Annotated in this window: 4 protein-coding genes and 2 pseudogenes; all 6 read left to right on the top strand. The window is 65.5% G+C overall.

Annotation, left to right across the window (positions count from 1 at the left end):
• Positions 1-115, top strand: a pseudogene (locus IE312_RS38805) (50S ribosomal protein L5); the annotation flags it as partial.
• 5 nt (positions 116-120) lie between these two features.
• Positions 121-306 (top strand): type Z 30S ribosomal protein S14, encoded by a 186-nt coding sequence (locus tag IE312_RS04885; protein WP_003948630.1) that lies wholly within the window; start codon positions 121-123, stop codon positions 304-306.
• Between the two features lie 215 nt (positions 307-521).
• A complete protein-coding gene (gene rpsH / locus IE312_RS04880; protein ID WP_007384075.1) occupies positions 522-920 on the top strand; it encodes a 30S ribosomal protein S8 in 399 nt (132 codons plus the stop codon).
• 24 nt (positions 921-944) lie between these two features.
• A complete protein-coding gene (rplF, locus tag IE312_RS04875; protein WP_030345438.1) occupies positions 945-1,484 on the top strand; it encodes a 50S ribosomal protein L6 in 540 nt (179 codons plus the stop codon).
• A 3-nt stretch (positions 1,485-1,487) separates the two neighbouring features.
• Complete coding sequence (rplR, locus tag IE312_RS04870; protein WP_030745253.1) at positions 1,488-1,871, top strand: 50S ribosomal protein L18; 384 nt, start codon at positions 1,488-1,490, stop codon at positions 1,869-1,871.
• A 36-nt stretch (positions 1,872-1,907) separates the two neighbouring features.
• Positions 1,908-2,089 (top strand): annotated as a pseudogene (locus tag IE312_RS38800) (30S ribosomal protein S5); the annotation flags it as partial.

The raw sequence follows: 2,089 nt of genomic DNA, 5'->3' as shown, positions 1-2,089 counted from the left end.
GGACAAGATCGACCGTACCCGGGGCATGGACATCACCGTGGTCACCACGGCGACCAACGACGCTGAGGGCCGTGCGCTCCTTCGTCACCTCGGCTTCCCGTTCAAGGAGGCGTGAGCGAGATGGCGAAGAAGGCTCTGATTGCCAAGGCTGCTCGCAAGCCCAAGTTCGGTGTGCGTGGCTACACCCGCTGCCAGCGCTGCGGCCGTCCGCACTCCGTTTACCGCAAGTTCGGCCTCTGCCGCGTGTGCCTTCGTGAGATGGCTCACCGTGGCGAGCTGCCGGGCGTGACCAAGAGCTCCTGGTAATCCCTGCTTTTAGGGATTCCTGGACCTCTCGGTAAGCAACCGGGACGGCAGGGCCCGACCCCCCGCATGCCGTAGGCTAGTGGGGTTGGGCTCTGCCGCCCTGAACGACTTACTACGCCGTAGGTCCCCGCACCGCACCCGTCCCGTCTGCAGAAGTACGGGGAGAGGGATGGCGCATATAGGAAACCCCGGCGAGAAAGGCCACAGGCCAATTCATGACCATGACTGATCCGATCGCAGACATGCTTACGCGTCTGCGTAACGCGAACTCGGCATACCACGACTCCGTGACGATGCCGGCGTCGAAGATCAAGTCTCACATCGCGGAGATCCTCCAGCAGGAGGGCTTCATCACGGGCTGGAAGGTCGAGGACGCCGAGGTCGGCAAGAACCTCGTCCTGGAGCTGAAGTTCGGCCCCAACCGTGAGCGCTCCATCGCGGGCATCAAGCGGATCTCCAAGCCCGGTCTCCGGGTGTACGCGAAGTCCACCAACCTGCCGAAGGTGCTCGGCGGCCTGGGCGTGGCGATCATCTCCACGTCGCACGGGCTCCTCACCGACAAGCAGGCCGGCAAGAAGGGCGTGGGTGGGGAAGTCCTCGCCTACGTCTGGTAGCAGAAGGGAACGGAGGAAACAGCTATGTCGCGCATCGGCAAGCTCCCCATCGCGGTTCCCGCCGGCGTGGACGTCACCATCGACGGCCGTACGGTTTCGGTCAAGGGCCCCAAGGGCTCGCTGACCCACACCGTTGCCGCGCCGATCGACATCGCTAAGGGCGAGGACGGCACCCTCCAGGTGCTGCGCCCGAACGACGAGCGTCAGAGCAAGGCCCTGCACGGCCTCTCCCGCACGCTGGTGGCGAACATGATCACCGGCGTGACCCAGGGTTACGTGAAGAAGCTCGAGATCAGCGGTGTCGGTTACCGAGTGACCGCCAAGGGTTCGAACCTGGAGTTCGCTCTCGGTTACAGCCACCCGATCGTCGTCGAGGCCCCCGAGGGCATCACCTTCAAGGTGGAGACCCCGACCCGTTTCTCGGTCGAGGGCATCGACAAGCAGAAGGTCGGCGAGGTTGCGGCCAACATCCGCAAGCTGCGCAAGCCCGACCCGTACAAGGCCAAGGGCGTCAAGTACGAGGGCGAAGTCATCCGCCGCAAGGTCGGAAAGGCGGGTAAGTAAGCCATGGCATACGGGCAGAAGATCCTCAAGGGCGACGCCTACAAGCGCGCCGCGATCAAGCGCCGTCACATCCGGATCCGCAAGAACCTTTCCGGTACGGCGGAGCGTCCCCGTCTGGTCGTGACCCGCTCCAACCGCCACATCGTGGCGCAGGTGATCGACGACCTGAAGGGCCACACCCTGGCTTCGGCGTCCACTCTGGACAGCTCGATCCGCGGTGGCGAGGGCGACAAGTCCGCGCAGGCCAAGCAGGTCGGCGCCCTGGTCGCCGAGCGTGCCAAGGCCGCCGGTGTCGAGGCAGTCGTGTTCGACCGTGGTGGCAACCAGTACGCCGGGCGCATCGCCGCCCTGGCGGACGCCGCCCGCGAAGCCGGGCTCAAGTTCTGAGCCGCTTGTAGCTAGCGGAAAGAGAGAGGTAATCCAATGGCTGGACCCCAGCGCCGCGGAAGCGGTGCCGGTGGCGGCGAGCGGCGGGACCGGAAGGGCCGTGACGGCGGCGCTGCTGCCGCCGAGAAGACCGCGTACGTTGAGCGTGTCGTCGCGATCAACCGCGTCGCCAAGGTTGTGAAGGGTGGTCGTCGCTTCAGCTTCACCGCGCTGGTCGT

It is taken from the genome of Streptomyces capoamus, assembly GCF_014654935.1.
Taxonomy (GTDB): Bacteria; Actinomycetota; Actinomycetes; order Streptomycetales; family Streptomycetaceae; genus Streptomyces; species Streptomyces capoamus.
This window is presented reverse-complemented; position numbering and strand designations above follow the sequence as displayed.

Coding starts and splice junctions, on each gene's coding strand:
- rplR (WP_030745253.1), top strand. CDS start 1,488: ATGGCATACGGGCAGAAGATCCTCAAGGGCGACGCCTACAAGCGCGCC.
- rplF (WP_030345438.1), top strand. CDS start 945: ATGTCGCGCATCGGCAAGCTCCCCATCGCGGTTCCCGCCGGCGTGGAC.
- IE312_RS04885 (WP_003948630.1), top strand. CDS start 121: ATGGCGAAGAAGGCTCTGATTGCCAAGGCTGCTCGCAAGCCCAAGTTC.
- rpsH (WP_007384075.1), top strand. CDS start 522: ATGACCATGACTGATCCGATCGCAGACATGCTTACGCGTCTGCGTAAC.